The sequence below is a fragment of the Paenibacillus sp. FSL M7-0134 genome, assembly GCF_038007865.1.
Lineage (GTDB): Bacteria > Bacillota > Bacilli > Paenibacillales > Paenibacillaceae > Paenibacillus > Paenibacillus polymyxa_B.
In genome coordinates, this window is sequence record NZ_JBBOXV010000001.1 from 430408 (window position 1) to 449293 (window position 18886).

Below are 18886 nucleotides of genomic sequence, written 5' to 3' on the forward strand. Positions count from 1 at the left end.
ATTAAGAACGCTAACCAGTTCCTCTCTGTGGTTTGAGTAATTCATCCGTTACTTTACTTATTACCTTAGCAAATCAATAAGCTCGCCCCCCAATCCTTTTCATCAGGATAAAGAGAATCTAGTAATGTCATGGCTATTCCCGAAACACCGTCAAGTAAACCTACATAATTTAAATTTTTAGTAGAATTAGAATCCCTATATAAATCATAAAAACCAAAAGCCGATTCTTCATCAAACATTTTAATGACTATTCGGAGCAAGCTTTGATAATTTTCTTGCAGTTCAGGGTCGTGTGTGTCCCGATACATATGGTAGGTAATTTTCAATAGCCCTGAATATCCATGGCATACTGTTGGTGAATAAATATTCCACTCTTCGATAGATCTTTTGTATATCGATTTAAATGCGTTTACTGCTAAATCCTCCAAACTTCTATCCCCCACGGATCTGCCTGCTAAAAATAGACTTCTCGCAACTCCTGCCGAACCATAACACCAAGCATCCCGATGTTTTTTAGCGTAAATTTTATCATTTGTAAATTCTTCATAGCTTATAATTAAAGGCCACTGTATTTTGTCTGTTTGTTCCAATTTCCATTTTGTTATCCAATCACAATATCGTTGAATTGCCTCTATTTGACCAGGTACCTTTATATTTTGAAGCAACGCTATAGATAATAATGCCAAGGGGCCAGGAATTCCATGAGCTAAACCCATATTAAAATATCCAAATGGATATTCATCCTTTTCATGTGAAAGTAAACACTTATTTGAAATATACCAATTCGGAACCTCTTGATTATCGTTGATAATCCTATCTTTACTCAGAAGAACAAGATACTCAAGAACACCAATAAGGAGCTCCCTAATTTCAGGTATATCAGAGAACAGCAACAGATACCTTCCTATGCCACTCCATCCGGAAATTACATCATAATCATTAATTGACGTACCTGATTCCAGCCTACTTTTTGCATTCAGTAGATCAGCACTACCATGACGCAATATCAAAGTGTTAATTTGGTTGATAAATCTCCTGTATTTTATACCATTGTCAGATAATAGATACGCGGCAAATCCAACACCAGATAATCCTTCCCATAGTGATAATGATGCTCCTGATTTCTTTAATGATTCACGAGTACTTAAAAGGTAGGAGTGTGCATACTCTTTTAATCTCTCATCCTTTAATACAGTACTTAGTCTCCCATACAAAATACTGATTGCTGGAAATCCAGTTGCCAGGCTTATATCATTCCAATTAAACTCCTCTTGTTTATCTACATGATTCTGCTCAGAAGAACATATGGTCTGTACATACTGGGGGTCAGTCAACCTGGCACTTATAACACTTACAATTTTCATAATATCGTTATGCAGGCTCTTATTGTTTTGTACTACTGTCATCAACGTTCAACTCCTTTGAAATACATTTTTTCTTGTGCTTTATTGATTCATTAAAATGATATAAGGAATGACTTAACAACGACATTATCTTTCTTTCCATTTCCCTATTCGTACCTATAAGACGGTTTAAATGCATATGAATGAGGCTACCTAGAATATTGGGTAATGTATTCGTTAAATCCTTTTCATGTTCAAGTGCCTCTTTATATTCATTTATTATTTCTTTTCGCTCTTGAAACTTAGATAATAAGTAGTCCCCGTATTCCAAATTTCTAAGTGAGGACCAATTGTCCGAAACATCGCACAAAATTATATAAAAATTGCGATCCTTCATAAAATCTTTTACATGCTCCTTATGCCATTCTTCTTCATGAAACCAAGTAACTTGCCGTTCTACCGCTGGTATAAACTGATTTAAAATATCAATCACACTAATGAAACCAATAATCTCTATAGGAACATTCAACTTATTGTTATATTTTAAAGAGACCAGTTCTACTGTAATCTTCGAATCAACAGCAAAAAAACGCTCCGCTATACTAATTAAACGTTTACCACCGTATCGCTCAATTTCCGGCTCATATGAATCAAATATTATTTTACTTAGTAGACCTTCAACCTTTAGGCGTCTAGCCCACATATGAATAGCAGGTATTAGTTGTTTACAAACAACGGATTCCTCACCATGAAGTCGTAACCGTATATGATGATCCGGATCTTTATACCTGACAATAAAATAACGATTTATTATTCCTTGATTCTCTACCTGCTCACAAAATGTTCTAATGTAATTGCCAATAAACTCTTCCTCTCGTTCAGACATACCATAAAGCTTTATATAAAGCCATTCACTTCCCGGTAAATATATAATATTTGAATGCTCTCTGATTGGTCTTTGAATAAGATTCATATCTTCACGCTGCTTCGGGGTCAAAGGTTCCTCTACATTTGTCCTTACTAAGGGAATAACGTACTCTGCGATAAAGCGCCCTTCTTTCCCTCTAGCCCATACATCACTTGGTTCAAATCCACTCTCAGTTAACCATAATGATTGTGAATCACTTAATTTATGATATTTCTCAAATAGCTCTAATATGAAAAACTCATTTTTAAGATCAATTAGTGCTCTGTTATCTGAAACAGAAGTGGTAATATAAACATATCTTGGAACGCGCCACTCCCCTCTCCACTTTTCAAAACCCTCAATCCAATCCTCCTCGTTTTTACATTTTTTAAATTCATCGTTATTTTTATTAAGCGACCATTTCGCTAAGGATAAAATTATGTTTTTATATTTTACACGAGGCAGCATAGGGAATTCCGATAGCCCTCCCCACTGAAAAGGCAAAATGCTTCTGTGTCTTTCTTGTGAAATTTCCATTAAAAAACGGTATACATTGGGAGCATTATTGTAATTTAGCATGTTGGTGGAAACTGGAATTATCTCTTTATTCAACGACTGTGACTTTAAATAAAAGTAATTGTGGGTACATCCTACATATAAATCAGAAATTGAAATTTGTTTTGAAGTATCTACATTGGAATAATTAGTTCCCAACACAATTTGGTGACTACATGATTTGTTGGTAATCACTACGTTAGAGTGTCTACTATTGACCGTTAAATATACAAGTTCAGCAAATATAGCATCTTTTCTGTATTCCTCTTGAATTTTATACGTGTTCTTGATCTTCTCTCTTGCAGTCTTATCTAGGATTGGTCTAAATCTTCCAAATGTCCTACCCGCACCTGCACTTCCCGAATTGGAATTGATAATGATCTTATATTCGTTATTTTTCAAAGCTTCTTCGCTATTTGCTGCTATGGTAACATACATTTCTATAGAGGTAGGGGGCAAAAGCTCATCAGATAAAGTCTCGATTCTCTTTAATTTTTCATCCGTCAGTTCTATTTCTATTTTTCCTTCTTTAATAACATTTGTAATCCAGTTTGCCAGAACCTTCTCTCTCTCTGCATTTAGTATAGGGTGTTCTAAACTATATCTACTCTCAGGATATTTATAATCAGGCGGAGCCCCTAACCCTAAATCTTCGTCCAAAAGCTCTAAGATCGGAACCTGACGATCAATACCATATTTCTCTATAAAATCATTTCGGTATTGTGTCCAATGAGGATTACTCAAATCCGGCGACAGCCTCCATAAGACCTCTGCTGATCTAGCAATATCTTTAGAGACATTTTGGCTTAAAAAGGCTTCTTCTACTTTTGTCTCCATATCAATCTGCAAAGTTTCTTTCGTTGGAACTAATTTTCTCATTCTTATACATAGCTGATTGTACAAGGATTCCCCCTTACCTATTGGAGAATCATCGTATTGTTTTATTTCTTCACTAATTTCATCCAGACCTTTTTTGATATATTCAATATTGTTTATAGGTGCTATCTGTTTTCGTAGATATTCAAAAGGCAAATCCATATTATCAATGCATAATGGTGGTCTCAAATTGCTAATTAAAAACTCCTGATTCAATAGCTTCATCAGAAATTCAGTTATTAAAGTTTCTTTGTTTTCGGGATACTCTTCTTGTATTTTCTTAACTAGATTAGCAAAAGAAATCGGAGTTTGTGCATAATCCATCACAAGCTGAACCGGCTTGGACACTTTTATCGAACTACTTTTCATTCGTTTCACATCAGGATCGTGGTGTTGTTCAATATAGTTTAAAAGTGGCAATTTTATTCTTGTACCAGATAAATACAAGGATGGATTAGTCCGCACCGCCAACTGTTTTACCACATTTTCCTCTTTCTCTAAATATCTAACCAATCCCATGATCCATTCCATATCTGGACGGGATATTTTCCTGTTCTGCCTAGTATCACCCACTTCCAAGCAGCTAAGTTCCGAAAAGAGACCTATAGAAACTCCAGAAAAAATCCCATAAGGTGTAGCTCTTGAAGAAAGCCTGATTAGATAATTCACAACTGCCCGTAGCACCGTGTTCATTTTTTTAGTATTTTTATTGGTTAGGACATTATTGATAGAATTCATAAGTGAAGGGCTGGCTATGGTGATCGCTTCCCGTATAACAGGGTCTGTTAACAAAGATAAAACCTTGTTCCTTGTCACATCATATGTAGTATTTTCACTGAATAAGTTATAGTAAAAATCAATAGGCAATAGTGGTACTCTCACCATAAAAAAATCTAATGACTGAAACATATTTATATTTGTAACTTTATCCACTATAGGATAACCTCCTCCTGAAGTAAAAGACCCTGGATGTATGAAATAATATCCAGGGTCAGATTTCTTTTAAAGTTAGCACCAACACTCACAAGTCACATGTGTACCAAGGCATGCAGAAACACTACAAGTTACAGTGCGTGTGCAAGGACTTGCCGCTTGCTTTAATGTTAGATCATTAATTTGTAAGTCCAAATCAAAGGTGTCCTCTTGTTCGAAAAAGACTAATTCTGGAGAATTCATCTTAATCCCTCCCTTCGATAAAGTTGAGAGAACCTCAAGGAGCAATCTCTCAATATATAAGACGCATCAAGAGAGAAAAAGTTTCTTTTTATTACATCATTTAAAATTTTTACCTTTTTTAACACAATGAAAACATCTCCTCGATACTGGGACTGACCCCATAATGTAGGACAAATCAAAACACCTTCAAGAGAATCAAGTCATGTCGTAAAATTTGAAGATAACCTTGGAGGTATTTTTACCGTTGGCAACTAGAGTAAGCTACTCGGTAGAAGTGAAGATGAAAGCCATTGAAACGATACTGGCTAGTATCTCGGCCAGACAAGTCATGGAGCAATTGGGCATAAGAAGCTACTTAGTACAATGGGTGGAATCTATTCGGGGAGAAGTGAGTTTGAGTCAAGCTTGTGCATGGATTGGTCTTCCTCAAGCCGCATACTACCGCTGGAAAGTCAGCTACGAGGCTGTGGAGAAGGATTCCGTCGTAGGAAAGTTCGCGAACTCTGCATACAGTATAAATTTTGGTATGGATACAGGAAGGTCACGGCCTTGTTTCGTATGAGCATAAGGCCAATCATGAACGTGTACAATAGACCATGCAGCGTGAGCAGTTACAGTGTCGTCTCAAAGTCAAGAAACGAAAACCCATAGGTCAGCCAGCGTATATAGCAGAGCATCTTTTAAAGCACAAATTCGGGACCGAAGCCCTATGCAAAAACTCGTTGTGGATATTATGTATTTACCGTTTGGTGAAAAAATGTTGTATCTATTGAGTATCTTTGACTTTTCAATGGTGAGATTGTGGCATAAAGTATAGCTGACAAGCAAAATACCGCGTTTGTGTTGGATACGCTTCACCAATTACCGTTTCTACCAGGTACGATGCTCCATAGCAATCAAGGCAGCGTCTATACATCCCAAGCGTATCAGGAAGTTGTAAAGGGAAAAAGCATTACCATAAGCATATCCCGCAAGGGGGTGCCTGCTGATAATGCCCCATCGAATTGTTCCATTCCACCCTAAAATCTGAAAAGTCCTATCTCGAAAGTTTGAGCTATACGACGACGGCCATCGTCGAACAGACGGTTCGAGACTACATTACCTACTAGAACTTAATTCGCATTCAAACAAAAACAAATAACAAGTTGCTGGTTCGTTTCCGGCAACTGGTCGCTTAAACTGAGAGGTGTTTTTCTCTCTGTCTCACAAATGGTGGCCATTCACACTTCTTACAGTAAGGCTTATTTTTGCTTATCAATATCTTCAATAACCTGTCTCATATAAGCCAGTACTTCATCCTTGATTTCGTTATGCTGCAGAGCATAATGAATAGTAGTTTCAATGAATCCCAATTTCTCGCCAACATCATGGCGATTCCCGTCAAACTCGTAGGCCAGGATCGGATTCTTTTCTCCCAGCTTGGACAATGCATCCGTCAACTGAATCTCCCCGCCTACTCCCGCAGATTGCTGACCCAGGATATCAAAAATATCAGGCGTCAAGATATAACGTCCCATGATCGCCAAGTTGGAGGTTGCTTCTTCCTTCTTTGGCTTTTCTACCAATCGTTCCGCTTCAGAGATTTTGGAAGTAAGTGCATGACCTTCAACTATGCCGTAACGATGTACCTCGTTCCAATCCACTTGTTTTACACCTACAACAGAACGCTGATACTCATCGAACACGTCTATCATCTGTTTGAGGCACGGATTCTCAGACTCAACGATGTCATCCCCTAAAAGGACGGCAAAAGGTTCGTCACCGATAAACTTACGTGCACACCAGATGGCATGCCCCAACCCTTTGGGTTCCTTTTGACGAATATAGTGGATATCTGCCATCTCCGATGGTTTACGCACTTCATTGAGCAGATCCCATTTTTCCTTCGCAGTCAAATTATGCTCCAGCTCAAAGGAGTAGTCAAAATGATCCTCAATCGCCCTTTTGCCTTTACCAGTAACGATAATGATATCCTCTATACCAGATGCAACAGCCTCTTCAATAATATATTGAATTGTTGGTTTGTCTACAATGGGAAGCATCTCTTTAGGCATCGCTTTCGTAGCAGGAAGGAACCGGGTCCCTAATCCCGCAGCAGGAATAATCGCTTTACGGATTTTCATAGGTTAAAACTCCTTTTCAACAAAACTTACTAAATTATTCAATAATTCGAGTAACGTTTGTAAATTGCTAATAGTTTATTATAGCACTTAGTCATTGCAATGTTATATACTTTAAGTAAACCATATTATAAACTAAAAAAGATAGAAATTTGAGTACCAGATATGCCAAAATTTGAGGAGAGAGTTCTTTGGATTCAATAATCAGTAACCCTGTTTTAACGTTAGTTATTCCCTGTTATAACGAAGAAGAAGTACTGCCTGAAACTATAAGCAGACTTACGGTCATTCTTGAGGAGTTGGCAGAGAGTCAGCTCATTTCTAAACATAGTAAAATGTTGTTTGTTGATGATGGTAGCCGTGATAAAACATGGGACATCATAGCATCATATAATCTAAAAAATCCTTTTGTCAGTGGTCTCAAATTGGCGAAAAATGCTGGCCATCAAAACGCTCTATTATCTGGGTTAATGGAAGCTAAAGAGACATCTGATTGTGTAATATCCGTTGACGCCGACCTGCAGGATGATCTCAATGCCATCCGAGAATTTATAATAAAATTCAAAGAAGGTTATGACATCGTATATGGGGTTCGAAAAAGTAGAACCACCGACACATTCTTCAAGCGTTCAACAGCCCAAGGCTTTTATCGTGTTATGAGTAAAATGGGAGTCAATATTGTATACAATCATGCGGATTACCGTTTAATGAGCAAAAGAGTTCTCCAGGAATTAAGCAACTTTAAAGAGGTCAATCTCTTTTTACGTGGTCTAGTTCCGTTAATAGGTTATAAGTCTACTGAAGTTTATTACGATCGACATGAACGCTTTGCAGGAGAATCCAAATATCCTTTAAAGAAAATGCTCGCTTTTGCTTTCGATGGAATCACTTCATTTAGTATAACCCCAATCCGGCTTATCTCAGCTGTAGGTTTTGCAATGTTTGGCATAAGCTTATTAATAGCTGTGTATACCATTATTAGTAAGCTCCTTGGAACCACTGTCTGGGGCTGGTCTTCTTTAATGTTGTCCATCTGGTTTATAGGTGGTCTGCAACTTGTAGCACTGGGGCTCATTGGCGAATATATCGGTAAAATATATAAAGAGGTAAAACAAAGACCCAAATATATTATTGAGACCCTATTAGATTCCCAAAGCACCCTAGATACTGAAAACACAAAAAAAGTGAAAAATAGTGAAAGGGAAGCTGTGGCTGTCCAATAAACAGATGCGAACAGGTGACTAATTTGACTTTATTTCAGAATAGCTTTTTCCGTTTTCTTGTCGTAGGTGTCCTAAATACAATATGCGGCATGTCCGTCATGTTCTTGCTCTTTAATACTTTAGGGACTAACTACTGGTTATCGACCTTTATTGGTAATTCTGTAGGTGCTACTGTAAGCTATTTCTTAAACAAAAGATTTACTTTCAAAAACAATGCAAGCCATGGACAGACCATTTGGAAGTTTGTCTTTATCATATTGATATGCTATTTGCTATCGTATTGTCTCAGCTATCTAATCAGCCACTTCCTGATCTCAAGTCTGAGTATTAAAAACAATGCAATTTTAGGCAATCTGTCCATCTTAATCGGGAATATTTTTTATACTTTAATTAATTATGTCGGGCAAAAGTTCATTGTTTTTTCAAAAAAAACAAAAGCCCAAAAAGTATAACGATACGAGATTCATGGTAGTTCAGATGAACTTATTGATAAAAATAGGGTATGTGCTCTCAACGCACATACCCTATTTTTTCTTTTTCTACGTTCAAATATCAAAATAAATAACTGTGATAACCTATAGCATCCTTTTACTTCACCAGCTGCCCACGTGTAACACCCAACTGATTCGTTGCTTTAAGCGTCTTCCATACTTGTGTTCCGCTGATTTCTCCGCGCAGGGCACGGTTATAGAGATCAATAACTTCATGCACTTGCTCCGGTGTCTCCTCCAAAAATTCCACGCGGTAACGGGACACGCCCAGCTCCAGGAAGTTGGACAGGTATTCCGCGCCGGATTGCTCAATCGCGTTGTATACCGTGTTGCGGCAGCCTTCGTCCACACGGACCGGATGAGACATACCAATTCGATCACGCAGGGATGCGCGATGGTCCTCACACGGACGTCCACAGTTAGTGTAGTCGGTGCCTTCACTCATAAAGGTACAGTATACGCAATGTTCAGTATGGAACATTGGCATATGCTGCTGGATCACAATCTCCAGCTTATCGGTACGCGTACGTCTGAGCATATCGACCATTTGCTGAATGTTCAGATCGTACGAAGGCGTAACCAAGTCGCAGCCGGAATCCAGGAACAGATCAGCCGCTTTATGGTTGGCTATGTTCAGCGAGAAGTCACCAATCAATTGCGGGTGATGTGCGTCCGGGTTCTCCAACCGATGTCGCAAGTAGAAATAGAGTGCCCCTGGATTGCGTACCAACACAGCATCCGGCTTCAGGCGCAGGATGTTGTTGTGGTAGCCATTTTCACCCGGCATGTGGATACGCGGGGTCGCTAGTGCAATTCGGCGGCCTACAGCATGCACAGCCTCTACGGCTGCCGGGAATTGCTTGATGAACTCGAAATCGGCGTAAATGAATTCCACGCCGGCCTCAAGCGCAGCCTCCACCTGAGGGAGGCTGCGGCACAGCGCGGTCAGCTCTGCCTGACCGCGTGCCACAGACGATGCCGGAGTCGATGCATCGTCATACACCTCGACCGTCCGCTTCGTGTACACGGGCGGTTTGGGGCGTTCGCCCGCGAGCAGTTCCACCGCCTGACGGCGGATACCGTTCAGCTCGCGCATCGGCACGATGACGTCCCCATGCAGATGGACGTCCAGCTCTTCCAGCTGGAACACCGTTCCGCCCAGTCGTCCAAACTGCTCTTCGAGCAGTTCGTGCGTCATCGGACGCTTCTGGGCAATCTCCAGTTCCAACTCAGAGTCCACACGGACCGTTGTGCCCTTCTGCACGTCGGTCCACCACGTCGACAGCGGTTGCCCTGGGGAGCCGCTGACCCGCACATGTACCGGGAAGACACGGTACGGCTTGTCCGTGTCATATGACTGGCGCAGACGCTTGTCCAGCGCCGGGTCGTTGGTCTTCCAAATGCGGTCGCCCACGTGTACACGGCGCAGATCCACATCGTTGCGTCCCGCTACGATGTCAATGATCCAGCCTTCTCCGGCTTCGCCTTCAATCTTCACGCCCTTGCGACGGATATCGTATACGCGTCCGCCTTCTTCTTTTTGCGTGGGATCTCCCGCATCGAATACAATACCATCGCCACGCTTGAGCGGTGCATCAATACGGCAAACTACGCCATCACGAAGGATTTGTTCCACTCGCCCCAGATACACACCCCGGCTTTTCGGGAACGTACCGTCAACCAGCTTCTTGTTATTGGTTCCTTCGAGAAAACCGTGCGTAAAGCCGCGTGAAAAGCTCTGCTGCAGCTCGCGGATATCTTCTTTGCTGGTCTTGGACGTATCGCCATCAAAATACTTATCAATGGCCTTGCGGTACTTGCTGACCACATTCGCCACATATTCAGGTGTTTTCAGTCGCCCTTCAATTTTAAAAGAAACAACACCCGCGTCGATCAGTTCAGGCATCAAATCGATCGCTGCTAGATCCTTAGGTGAAAGCAGATACGTCACATCTGCCATTGGTTTCTGCTCTCCATCCACCATCAGATCGTAAGGCAAACGACATGCCTGTGCACATTCACCGCGGTTAGCAGAGCGGCCGCCCCACATTTCTGAAGTCAGGCATTGGCCAGAATAAGATACGCATAACGCTCCATGTACGAATACCTCCATTGGAAGTCTCGCCTGATCGCCTATTTTTTGGATCTGTTTCAGGTTGTTTTCGCGTCCAAGCACGACCCGTTCCATATTGTACGGCTTTGTAAACTCTACCGCTTCCGGCGAGGTAATCGTCATTTGGGTAGAACCATGGATCGGAAAATCCGGTGAAATGTCGCGGATCATTTTCACCAAGCCCATATCCTGGACAATTAAGGCATCGACTCCAGCATCAATACAGGCATCGACCAGCTCCTTAGCGTCCTCCAACTCGTTTTCAAATACCAATATATTGAATGTTAAAAAACCTTTAACCCCATAGCTATGCAAAAACGCCATAATTTCAGGCAGTTCCTCCATGCGGAAATTATTCGCCCGTGCCCGTGCGTTGAACTTTTCCACCCCGAAAAAGATCGCATCAGCCCCGTTTGCCACTGCCGCACGCATACAATCCCAGTCACCGGCTGGTGCCAGAAGTTCAACATCTTCTCTTCGTACTACTGATTTCATCTTTGTCCTCCCTATATGGAGAAATAACTGATTAACCTTGAGCTAAACGTTATTTTCCAGAGCAGCGATGCTGCTTATTTTATAGCCCTATGAATTATCATCCTATCCGATCATCCCCACTCTGAACCACTGGCTCGAGGGATAAATGGCATCCAACTCAAAAAATCCGCATCACGAACATTTGCGGCATAATCATTCTTATCTTGTAACTAATCTAGTGTACCAGACTGCGTCCCAAGCTTCTACACTTTCCAAGCGATTCCTCGTAAAAATCTCTTACTAAAACATAAAAAACACCCCCATTCCCGTCAAACGGTACTTTGGAGGTGAGGAATCATATAAAACAAGAGGAACAACGAATTAAACAGTGCTATCCAGCAAGAAGCCAAATGGAGATGGAGACTAGGCAACTTAGACGCGCTAGTAGGCCTAAGCCTTTTAGAAAAAGGCATCCTTGTGGTGATACCAGCGTACTAGCCATGAATCCGAGAAAAGGCGTTCGCAGGTCTAAGTACCGTAAATAGCTGCCTTCGCTCTTCCCTGCTTACCTCACTCTTTAAAAGGATTGGAAATCTTATGGCGGGCGCCAGCGAAGCGGGCCATTTGAATCCGAAGAAGCGTCAGCGTTCGCCTTTGACCTGGGATTCTTACATATTAAATCACTTATACAATCCAAGAATCCCGGGTCAACAGCGATCGTAGGATCAAATGGCACGCGTAGCCTCTTCCCACCATACCTCGCCAATCTTTTACTTACACCTTCTACTTCACAAAATTAAACGAATTTAACGTCGAATCCAGTGCGTTAGACTGTACAGCCGTGTTGTTCGCATCATTCAATGTCGTTGTCACAGTATACGTTTTTCCGTCACGTTCCAAAACCAATTGGTGGCCTGTGTAGCCAATGCCTTCCTCTATACGATGGAATGTAAAGGAAACTGCCGGAACACCAGCAAACGTTACGTCCTTAACCTCCTCGACTTTGAGGTTTTTGTAGTTCTTTGCTTGCTTATCGTAGAAGTCCTTGAGTTGGGATACCGTTAGTTCAAATGATTGGTCGTTGTCGATTTTGACGGAAAAACGTCCTCCAGTAAACTGGTACTCTACATCGCCCAATTCAAATTGATCGCTAATCGCGGTCCAATATCGTGGGATATTCACCGTATATTCATAGGCTTTTGAAGTCTTTTTGACCGTTTTCGTTTTATCCGTCAAATAGTCGTCTTCTTCCAACTGTCCAAAGTTACTCGCTACGGTTTGAAAATCGATTTGAAGCGAGGAAATGAGCGCGTTGAACTGATCATTTCCTTTGCTTACTTTTTCAGGAACTGCGTATTCAGCCAAATAGCGGTATCCATTTTGCTGAATCAGCACATTGTACTCCTTGACCCAACCATCGCCAAAATTATAACGGTACTCCTGTACTAACCCTTGAACGCCTGCAACCTCCAGCGGATACGTCTTCTGTGCCTCATAAGCCGTGGACACAAAGGAATCGCTCAGCCATTTTTGCAGCTGCTGGCCCCAGTTCTCCAACTTTCCATCCGCTGGAGCTGAGGTTATTTTCACGCGGAAGCTCGATCCATCATTACTTTCATATTGCATCCGTTGATCGTCCATTTTCCAGCCTGCGGGTATGCTGAGTGACACACCGTAGTCTGGATTCCCGGCCTCGCGTGTGCCTCCTACAACAGTAGACAAGTCTTTAATACTTTTATCCTGCGCATTAAAGGAGGTCTTGAAGGAATTTAAAAGTCCTGCATACTGGGCCAGATCTTTATAATTCGTTGCTTTAGCATCGGAAAAATAAACTACATACAATCGTCCGTTGTCATAGTACTGACGATTTTCCCACAATACGCCGTCCCCATCCTTCGTAATGACACGAGCATAAGGTACCTTCGCTTTCGGGAAGGATTTTCGATCGATCACAGTTTCTCCCGTTTCCTTGGCTGCCTGCACTAATTGTTGCAACAGATCGTCCGCATTCAGTGGAACCGGCTGTGACGCTGTGTGCACCTCCATATAGTAGGCACTGTTCTCATCCATAAAAGTGGAGATACTCTCATCTCCACCTCCCTGACCGATGACGAGCCCTGTTGGATAGTTCATAGACCAGTCATAGTAACTGTTCCCGATCTGCGTCTTGCCCTCATCATTATCAATGTTCGGTGTCTCTTCAGCTACCGTGCCCGCCTCTTCTTGTGCTTCCATCCGAATAATGATTCCGGCACCATTCTTCTCCAACTTACCGCCAAGCCCTTCTGCTACTTGACGCAGAGGCACCATGAGGATACCTGATGACATTTCCGGTGGAGCTGGAAGTGTTACCTTGTGACCTCTCACCCATGCTGTACGGCTACCAATGGTTAGCGAAACAACATGAGTTCCGCTGGTGATTTTAACCACATTATCTTCAGCCAATCGGATTTTGCTGTTAAATGCCTTTTTAAACACACCAGCCGGAACCATCAGTGCACCACTTTTGGAATAGGGCTTCGTGATATTTGCATTTTGGCCGTTTACGACGGCTGTATTGCTGCCGCTTTGCAGACGCAATTCCAGCATGTTTTTATCTTGATCTGCTGCAACTGCTGGCAAAGCAGAAAGCAGAAGGGACAATGCGACAGCGCCGACCCCCAGCTTACGCATCATTTTTCTTTGAATATGCTTCACAGTAAATCTCCTTTTAGCTTTATTTTATAGATTCAAGAGCCGTTATTGTCACTTTCCAGTAGTTGCCCCTTGAGCTGGCTCCGATGTTTCCTTAGAAAGCGCTATGCCACCATCTTCAGCGGCTTCCGAACCGTTCGAATCTTCACCATCTTCCCCAGACTGAATGGACTCATAGATTTCACCATTATCCTGTGTCAGTACCAGCTTGCGCTTCACAATATCACCGTCCGACTGCATAAGCACATTCACCGTTTGACCCGGTTGATAGTTTTTAAGTAGCTCATTGACGTCAATGGCCGAAGCTACACGCTTACCGTTAATACTATACAGCTCATCGCCTTCCTTGATTTTGGCCTGAACGGCATTGGCTGAAGTAATTTTCGTAACTTTCAAAGGATCCTCGGTAGGTAATCCGACGATAGCTGACCAGCTCTCTTCCAGCCCTAGACCAAGACTGGCGCGCCGAACCTCTCCGTATTTGAAAAATTGGCCGATGACATATTTCACTGTATCCGACGGAATCGAAAAGCCCATATTTTCAATACCGACCGCCGAGAATTTCATCGTATTGATCCCGATGACCTCACCCTTGAGATTGACCAGCGGACCGCCGCTGTTACCAGGATTGATCGCGGTATCGCTTTGGATCAAACGATAAGCAGCGTTGACACCACGATTCAGCCCGCTAACGACACCCGAGGTTGCCGAATTGCGAAGTGAAAAGGATATAGGCGTACCAATAGCCACTACCTGCTCACCTACCTGTAGACTGTTCGTTGAAGCTGCCAAGGTAGCGGGTTTGAGGCCGCTTGCCTTGATTTTGACTAATGCCAAATCACTGATCGGATCGCTGTAGCTGTCGGTGATTCCGTAAGATTTTCCGTCCGAGGTTACAACCACGGCATCACCTAATCCTTCGATAACATGCGCATTCGTCACAATCCATCCATCTGTACGAATGATGACACCCGTGCCGTGAGCCAGATTGTAGCGATCTCCTCCCGCTACGGTCTCTCCCGTGGCTGAACGGCCAATGATACCGACCACAGAAGGAGATACATTTTTAACAACCTGCGGCACACGATCGGCCGATAACGTATATGTACCATTTGCGCTGTTATATGCGCCGCTGGTTCCTAATGCTTTATTCATATCGCTTACGTTAACATAGACCCCACCATTAATGACTTTGGCCTTTAACGCAGTTCCACTGCTAGCTGCACCTGCCGTTCCAGAAACACATAGAGCGCTGCCCAAAGCCAGAACAACTGCCCTTTTCCCCATCTTACGCATATACTCACCATTTCCTCTCTTACATGACCCTGTTCTATCAGTTAGTCCAAATCTACCATAGAGGGGACACGTATACAATCGCTTTAAGCCCTATCTTTTTCTAAAAGGCTCCGTTTGCTACATCCCTGTCCTCTCATGCTATTTATATTATAAATTTTCCAAATCCTTATATCAAAAAAATAAGCAAAAACGATAAATAATCGTTATACCAATTAGGTCATTCCTTCGTTTACGGGCATAACCAACTATGATACCATCACATTATATCTTAGTTTTATTGTCGGAAATAAAGAATAAAATCATGAGTCCTCTATCCAAAACACTAAAGTATAAATAAACACTTGAAGGAGGTTAAAAGAATGGCCTACGAACCAATCTGGAACGCTCATCCCGATAAGCTTAACAAATTCGAGTTGGTCAAACTGGAAAAGGACGGTCTCGACGTTATCCGTACCATTATCGAAAACTATGCCAACGATGGCTATGACTCGATCTCTGCGGACGATATGGACCGTTTCAAATGGGCTGGGGTATATCAGCAAAAGCCCAAGGATGGTCATTTCATGATGCGGGTCCGCATCAACACAGGGATCATGACTTCAGCACAGGCACATGCATTGGCGGACATATCCGCGCTATACGGACGCGGTCTTGTGGATGTCACCACTCGCCAAGCGATTCAATTTCACTGGTTGACGGTCGAAAGCTTGCCCGATATTTTCGAAAGGCTGGAAAAAGTCAATTTGTATTCCTTTGAAGCCTGTGGAGACTGCCCGCGTACCATTGTCGGTAATCCGCTGGCTGGCATCGATCCCAATGAATTGGTGGATACTCAGGAGATTGTAGATGAAGTAAATCGTTTTTTCTTATTAAATCGAGACTTCTCCAATCTGCCGCGTAAGTACAAAATGTCTATCTCCGGTAATACGTACAACAATGCACAGGCTGAAATTAACGACCTGTCCTTCACTCCGGCCACCAAGATCCTCAACGGAAAAGAAGTGATCGGCTTCCATGTGATGGTTGGTGGAGGTTTGTCCGCCAAGCCACATATGGCACAGTCTCTGGATTTGTTTGTTCGTCCTGAGGAAGTACTGAAGGTTGCTATTGCTGTCACCACCATTTTCCGTGATTACGGCTATCGGGAAAAGCGGCACCATGCCCGTTTGAAATTCCTCGTTGCCGATTGGGGCCCGGACAAATTTCTGGCTAAGCTCACCGAGTACATCGGTGAAATGCCCGGACGAGGCGAGGACAAAACAATTGGCTGGCAAGCCGCCTATTTTGACGGTGTGCATCCTCAAGCCCAAAAAGGCCTGAACTATGTCGGTCTGAACGTGCCTGTCGGTCGCCTTAGTGCTGACGAGTTGCATGAACTGGCCGAACTGGCTGACCGCTATGGCGATGGGCAGATTCGTACCACGATGTCGCAAAATATTTTGCTGAGCGGCGTGCCGAATGAGCAAGTGGATGAACTACTGGAAGCCCCCGTGCTGCAACGCCTGACACCACAGCCCAAGCATTTTATGAGCCGTACGGTATCGTGCACAGGAAATGAGTTTTGCAATCTGGCGATTGTGGAAACCAAAAAACGGGCGGTTGACGTCGCCGAGTATTTGGATCAGCACGTGCAATTGGATGAAAAGGTGCGCATTCATTTTATCGGTTGCCCGAATTCCTGCGGTCAAAAGCATATTGCGGACATTGGTCTGCAAGGCTCGCTCATAAAGACACCGGAAGGCTTGGTCGACGCGTTCGACATCGCTGTCGGCGGAGCGCTTGGAGCAGGCGCCCAGTTTAACAAAGCGCTCAAAGGTCGCGTACGCGGGGATCAGGTTGGACCTGTACTGGCAGAGCTCATTCTGTTCTACAAAGAAAACAGGAGCGCTGGCGAAAGCTTTTACGCATATGTACAGCGTGTAGGGATTCCGACTTTTCAGGAAAAGCTGTCTGCTATTTTACAGTCCAGCCACGTTGCATCCTAAATATAGAGTCTATTAACAGCCTGCTTGTATGACATATACAAGCAGGCTGTTTCTTATCCTCATGGAGCCCCGCAATATTGTTTCCCTCACTTTCATAAAAAAAGACACCGGATTACTCCGGTATCAATATTTTCGCAAAATCGAGTACTGTTGGCTTATGAGCGCCTGTTGTAGATGTCACCACCGCGTAGCCTGAAGGTATCTTATATATCAATCCCGTATCATACCGGATGCCGAAGGAATTATCCTCCTTATAATGAGTCCTCGTTTCCCACACCTTCGTACCGTTTCCTTTCAAGCCTGTAATGGTGATGCCATGCATCTTCGTGGTTTTACCCAGTGGATCATATTGATCACTGAACTGGACATACAACTGCTCCTCAGGCAGATACACCCGGTCAGCCGCATAGTCCTCTGTATTACTAAATAATTGCAGACCATTACTTAGCACCTGTGTACGCTTGCTGTTTCCTTTAAGCCCTGTTACAGCAATATGACCGCTCGGCAACTCACGTACTGCGGCAATTTCTTTACCTGATCCTAAGTCCAGATGGATGTCACGAATATCGCGACCATATACATCTGCTTGTACCCCAACGGGACCATCTGAACTGTTCAAAAGCGCATAATATCCATTGGGACTGCCGACCAGCCAACCCGAGGTCACTCCGGCCGTCGTTCGATTCCATTGTATATCGCCAGCCTCAGTGTATTTGAGTACAGTGAAGGACTGTTCCGCAAGGTTTAGATAGGAGACCAGGAAACTGCCATCCTCCAGTGGCTCCAAACCAACCTGAGAATCCTGTCCATGAGATATCAAGCCATCTGTGGGTAATGTTTTGGACCACAAGGTGTTTCCATCCTCGTCCAATCGTGAAGCCTGCACATCTCGTATTCCGTTCGGTTTTGTATAATCAATCAGAAACAGCAATCCCCCATCCGACGTCTCCCGCTGGACTCCACTGCTGCTTGTTCCGGGTTGTACGTTCAGATCCTGTTGATGTTTCCATACAGCCTCCACAGAACTGTCCAGCTTGCCATATGTGACGTGTACTACACTTGCTTCTGTATCGTCCTCGACATTCAGCATAAAGAACCCACCATTCGCTGCGGGTTGAATGTAATTGTGAGCGTTTCCTAAATCCTTAATACTACCAATTGCCGCACTTGTTTCGATTTCGGCTTGTTTGGGCGCAAACGCCTCGGACACCTCGGAGGCATAGGACGGTGCAGCACTATATCCCATCAAACATGCCGCCAAAGCAGCTCCTGCTGCCCATGTATACACACGTGTACGTAAAACTCTACTTTGCTTAACCTTCAAGCGTTCCAGCTCCCTTCATGACTTCCTCAGAGATGTTGTATGAACCTCTTAGATGTGATAAAACTACAGACGGTTTCGCTTCAACTTGTAATGGTTGTCACGCGGGCACGGAACTTCGTATGATGCTATATAATCATGAGTTATATATTTACCTCTTCAAGCCCGAGCCTAAACATCCAAAACTCCAAAATTTAGAGACCACTCAGAGACTTTCTGTCGATGAATATACGTATATACTTATTATTCCAGCGCTTGGTAAACTATGTGTCACATGCTTTAACGCAGGAATTTGATAAAAGTTTTCTTTTT

Annotated in this window: 11 protein-coding genes and 1 pseudogene; 4 read left to right on the top strand and 8 right to left on the bottom strand. The window is 43.1% G+C overall.

All coding sequences use genetic code 11. The features are described from left to right. Window positions 1-65: 65 nt before the first annotated feature. From NSQ58_RS01870 to NSQ58_RS26735, 3 genes are all read right to left on the bottom strand, one after another. Window positions 66-1406, bottom strand: a complete 1341-nt coding sequence (locus NSQ58_RS01870; protein WP_341056783.1) for a lanthionine synthetase C family protein — start codon at window positions 1404-1406, stop codon at window positions 66-68. Then, complete coding sequence (locus NSQ58_RS01875) at window positions 1384-4614, bottom strand: lantibiotic dehydratase (protein ID WP_341056784.1); 3231 nt, start codon at window positions 4612-4614, stop codon at window positions 1384-1386. The genes NSQ58_RS01870 and NSQ58_RS01875 overlap by 23 nt, the downstream gene beginning before the upstream one ends. 75 nt (window positions 4615-4689) lie before the next feature. Continuing rightward, window positions 4690-4857: an FDLD family class I lanthipeptide gene (locus NSQ58_RS26735; protein WP_445671665.1), complete on the bottom strand. Its 168-nt coding sequence runs from the start codon at window positions 4855-4857 to the stop codon at window positions 4690-4692. Between the two features lie 244 nt (window positions 4858-5101). On the opposite strand from NSQ58_RS26735, the pseudogene NSQ58_RS01880 reads away from it, so the two are divergent. Next, window positions 5102-6035: pseudogene (locus NSQ58_RS01880) on the top strand (IS3 family transposase). 63 nt (window positions 6036-6098) lie between these two features. On the opposite strand, the gene galU reads toward NSQ58_RS01880, so the two are convergent. Next, entirely contained in the window at window positions 6099-6980 is an 882-nt protein-coding gene (gene galU, locus NSQ58_RS01885) for a UTP--glucose-1-phosphate uridylyltransferase GalU (RefSeq protein WP_341056786.1), read from the bottom strand. Window positions 6981-7168: 188 nt separating this feature from the next. On the opposite strand from galU, the gene NSQ58_RS01890 reads away from it, so the two are divergent. Next, the gene (locus NSQ58_RS01890; protein WP_076294076.1) at window positions 7169-8200 is read left to right on the top strand and encodes a glycosyltransferase family 2 protein; all 1032 of its coding nucleotides are present in this window, start codon (window positions 7169-7171) and stop codon (window positions 8198-8200) included. A gap of 14 nt (window positions 8201-8214) precedes the next feature. After that, entirely contained in the window at window positions 8215-8652 is a 438-nt protein-coding gene (locus NSQ58_RS01895) for a GtrA family protein (RefSeq protein WP_223821961.1), read from the top strand. Window positions 8653-8788: 136 nt separating this feature from the next. Here NSQ58_RS01895 and NSQ58_RS01900 read toward each other — a convergent pair whose 3' ends face one another. The 3 genes from NSQ58_RS01900 to NSQ58_RS01910 all read right to left on the bottom strand — a co-directional run bounded on the left by NSQ58_RS01900 (window position 8789) and on the right by NSQ58_RS01910 (window position 15268). Then, a complete protein-coding gene (locus tag NSQ58_RS01900; RefSeq protein ID WP_076294074.1) occupies window positions 8789-11299 on the bottom strand; it encodes a U32 family peptidase in 2511 nt (836 codons plus the stop codon). A 762-nt stretch (window positions 11300-12061) separates the two neighbouring features. Further along, entirely contained in the window at window positions 12062-13975 is a 1914-nt protein-coding gene (locus tag NSQ58_RS01905) for a stalk domain-containing protein (RefSeq protein WP_023990599.1), read from the bottom strand. Between the two features lie 48 nt (window positions 13976-14023). Continuing rightward, entirely contained in the window at window positions 14024-15268 is a 1245-nt protein-coding gene (locus NSQ58_RS01910; protein WP_023990600.1) for a S1C family serine protease, read from the bottom strand. Between the two features lie 359 nt (window positions 15269-15627). Between NSQ58_RS01910 and NSQ58_RS01915 the strand changes: the two genes are divergently transcribed. Beyond that, window positions 15628-17253: a nitrite/sulfite reductase gene (locus tag NSQ58_RS01915; RefSeq protein ID WP_023990601.1), complete on the top strand. Its 1626-nt coding sequence runs from the start codon at window positions 15628-15630 to the stop codon at window positions 17251-17253. 112 nt (window positions 17254-17365) lie between these two features. Here the strand turns inward: NSQ58_RS01915 and NSQ58_RS01920 are convergent, their stop codons facing one another. Then, on the bottom strand, window positions 17366-18577 hold the full coding sequence (locus NSQ58_RS01920) for a hypothetical protein (RefSeq protein ID WP_341056787.1): 1212 nt from the start codon (window positions 18575-18577) through the stop codon (window positions 17366-17368). Between the last annotated feature and the right edge of the window lie 309 nt (window positions 18578-18886).

Bases quoted from the DNA above. Each gene is read 5' to 3' on its own strand.
- NSQ58_RS01870 (WP_341056783.1), bottom strand. From the start codon at position 1,406: ATGACAGTAGTACAAAACAATAAGAGCCTGCATAACGATATTATGAAA.
- NSQ58_RS26735 (WP_445671665.1), bottom strand. From the start codon at position 4,857: ATGAATTCTCCAGAATTAGTCTTTTTCGAACAAGAGGACACCTTTGAT.
- NSQ58_RS01910 (WP_023990600.1), bottom strand. From the start codon at position 15,268: ATGCGTAAGATGGGGAAAAGGGCAGTTGTTCTGGCTTTGGGCAGCGCT.
- NSQ58_RS01915 (WP_023990601.1), top strand. From the start codon at position 15,628: ATGGCCTACGAACCAATCTGGAACGCTCATCCCGATAAGCTTAACAAA.
- galU (WP_341056786.1), bottom strand. From the start codon at position 6,980: ATGAAAATCCGTAAAGCGATTATTCCTGCTGCGGGATTAGGGACCCGG.
- NSQ58_RS01900 (WP_076294074.1), bottom strand. From the start codon at position 11,299: ATGAAATCAGTAGTACGAAGAGAAGATGTTGAACTTCTGGCACCAGCC.